We start from the raw sequence: 3,410 nt of genomic DNA on the forward strand, positions 1-3,410 counted from the left end.
TCTTTTATCTTCTGCATGGAAATAAGCGTAAAATTAAAATCCTGAAAATTGAATATATTCTCGAAATTTATTCTAAAATATTGTTCACAGTACCGAGAAAAACGAGCAAGTTGCAAGAAATTTATTTTACCTTTAATGCCTAAATAAAACATTAGCAGGTGGAATATAAAATTTTTTCTTGTCTGCTTGATATTTGAAAAAATATCTGAACTTAAAGTATTAAGTATAAATGCATTAGCATTTGGATATTCGTTGGTTGTCATTACTTTATAGATTTTGGTCAATCTACTAAGATATTGATAATCAGCGAACTATCCAAGTTATTTAATGCTTATTTTGTTGAAAATCAATCAATTATATCTATTTATAACGAACTATTGATTTAATATATCTGTTGTTATCTCATCAGTTTTTTGAAGTGAATATCCCGGCGGTGTACTAATATCCACATAAATAGTGCCCATATCTTCATCAGGAACAAGGCCGGTCTTTGTTGTATTCATCAGGAAAATAAGCAACATTATACATAATATCAGGCTGCTCCATACCAACCATTTTCTGCGGATAAAAACCATTGTCCAACCAGTGTATTTTTTCAGTAGAGCTTTGTATGACATATGGTATGCCCATCTCACACGCCGGGCAAACGGATTCCCTTCTCCTTCTTCTGGATTTGGCTTTAGCAAAAGGGCGCACAATGCTGGGCTTAATGTCAAGGCATTAATGAATGATATACCTACGGCAACAGCCATTGTCAACCCGAACTGTTTATAAAAAACACCACTTGTTCCACTCATAAAAGATACAGGGATAAATATTACCATAAAAACAAGCGTTGTAGTAAACAAAGCGGTCGTCAATCCACCCATTGCATCTATAGTGGCTTTGTAAGGCGATTTATACCCCATGTCGAAACGGGATTGTACAGCTTCAACCACTACGATGGAGTTATCGACCACTGTACCAATTACAAGCACCAACGCAAATAATGTTAATAGATTGAGTGAGAATCCAGCTATGTTAATAAAAACAAAAGTCCCTATCAACGACACTAATATTCCGACAGTAGGAATCAATGTGGCAAGGAAGTCCTGTAAGAAGAAATAAACAACCAACAATACCAAAACGATAGCTATAATTAACGACACAACCACTTCTTTGATGGATGCAAACAAGAAGTCATTGGAATTTTCCATTGAAATAATCTTTATATCATTCGGCATTGTTTGAGATATTTCAGCAAACAGCTTATCTATTTCGAGGTTTATTTCTGTAGCATTTGAACCAGCAACCTGGTAGACCATAGCAACAACACCCGGATTACCATTTATCGTACTGATATATAAATAACCATCACTGCCTAATTCGATGTCGGCAACATCTTTTAGCCGAAGTTCCTCACCGAAGTTTAAACTCTTAATGACAAGTTCGCCAAAATCTTCTATTTCATTCTTTCTACCAGAATATTTTAAGGTATATTGAAATACGTTGTCTGTACTTTCTCCAAATGAACCAATGGCAGCTTCTATATTTTGTTCATTCAGCACATTTGAGATATCCGATGGGACAAGTTTGTATTGTGCCATTACCTCCGGTTTAAGCCATATGCGCAGACTGTATGTAGAACTAAGAATTGTCACGTTACCAACTCCTTGAATACGCAACAATTCAGGTTTGATTGAGATATTCGTATAATTACTCAAAAAGTTTTCATCATATGTTTTATTAGGACTTTCTAAAGCAAAAACCCTTAGAATACCGGGTTGTTGTTTCGCTGCAGTAACTCCGATCTTTGTTACTTCACCGGGCAGAGAACCTACTGCTTGTGATACACGGTTTTGCACATTAACAGCCGCTATGTCGGCGTTTACACCCTGTTTGAAATATACATATATCTCGGCTGTACCGCTATTTGATGCCGATGATGTCATATATATCATATTCTCAACACCATTGATAGCTTCTTCCAATGTAGCAATGACACTCTTCTGAATCGCATCGGCACTTGCCCCAGGATAGAAGGCGGAAACCACTATGGTAGGCGGAGCTATATCTGGATATTTTTCAATTGATAAGGACAATAATGAAATGATCCCTACAATAATTATAAATACAGAAATGACAGTAGACAATAACGGTTTGTCTACAAAAGTTTTTATATTCATGATTGATTACTCTTTTTCTTTGTTTGTTATTGTTGAAATTTGACTACCTTCTTTTACTAATCCTGCACCTTCAGCGATAATAATATCCCCTGGTTGTAGTCCACTTTCTACGATGTAATTTCTGTTATCGTTGACTTTGGCAACCGTGATAACAGTTGATTTAGCCACTCCATCAATTACCTTGTAGGCATATACTTTGTTTTGGATTTCGTATGTAGATTCTTGTGGGATTATTATTATATTGTTCCGTTGATAGGGCATTATGACATTTCCGGTTCCACCACTCAATAAAGCTTTCCCACTATTTGGAAACACAGCTTTTATACTGACCGATCCTGTTTGCGCATCAATAACTCCACTAATACTTTCTATACGACCTTTGTATTCATACATGGTTTTATTCCCTAACTGTAATTCCACTTCGGGCAAATTGGCTATTGCATTATCCAGATTCTTATATTCGCTCAATAAGTCCAAAATCTGGTTTTCCGCCATAGAAAAATAGGCATACATTTCAGAATCGTCTGCAACAATCGTAAGTCCATCCTGTATAGTAGGACTTACATAATCGCCGAAACGGTAGGGTATTTTTCCAACAACTCCGTCCGAGGGACTTTTTATTACGGTATATGATAGGCTGTTTTCGGCTACCGTTTTCTGTGATTTTGCTAATTCCAATTGTGCAATGGCTGTTTTTAAGGCGTTTTCTGCCGAAAGCAAATCAAATTCGGACACTACTTTTTTATTATACAAATTTTGTTTGCTGTCATAATTCAGGCGAGCAGTTGAAACATTCGCTTCGCAGACCGACACATTTGCCCTGGCTCCTTGTAAAGCAGCAATATAGGGTATTTGGTCAATAACAAATAGGACTTGCCCGGCTTTTACCCTGCTACCTTCCGTGATACATACTTTATTCAGGTATCCGGATACATTAGGGATAATTTTTATATCCTGCTTCCCCTTTATAGATGCAGAATAGCTATTATTAATGTTAACGTTCGACGGATTAATTTCAAGTAGCTTATAGGTAAGCAACTCTTCACCATTGTTTTTGTTCTGACATGACACAAGTGTTATAATACCACTGAGCAATAATAGGAAGTAAAGATTCTTGACTTTCATTTTTATCTAGTGTCATGTCAATCTGATATTGTCGGATAAAGTTTTTTTAATTTAATTCTGGCCTTATCATTCGTGAACTGCCAGTTTATCTTGGAACTTCTATTATTTCTACTTCTCTGC

2 protein-coding genes and 1 pseudogene are annotated in these 3,410 nt (G+C 36.2%); all 3 read right to left on the reverse strand.

Translation table 11 applies throughout. The features are described from left to right. On the reverse strand, nucleotides 1-263 hold a 263-nt coding region (locus tag D0T84_RS22680), incomplete at its 3' end, for a hypothetical protein (RefSeq protein ID WP_370525460.1). Nucleotides 264-398: 135 nt separating this feature from the next. Then, nucleotides 399-2,165 (reverse strand): annotated as a pseudogene (locus tag D0T84_RS21685) (efflux RND transporter permease subunit); the annotation flags it as partial. A 6-nt stretch (nucleotides 2,166-2,171) separates the two neighbouring features. After that, the gene (locus D0T84_RS21690) at nucleotides 2,172-3,290 is read right to left on the reverse strand and encodes an efflux RND transporter periplasmic adaptor subunit (protein ID WP_163310014.1); all 1,119 of its coding nucleotides are present in this window, start codon (nucleotides 3,288-3,290) and stop codon (nucleotides 2,172-2,174) included. Nucleotides 3,291-3,410 lie beyond the last annotated feature (120 nt).

Source organism: Dysgonomonas sp. 521, from assembly GCF_010501055.1.
GTDB lineage: Bacteria > Bacteroidota > Bacteroidia > Bacteroidales > Dysgonomonadaceae > Dysgonomonas.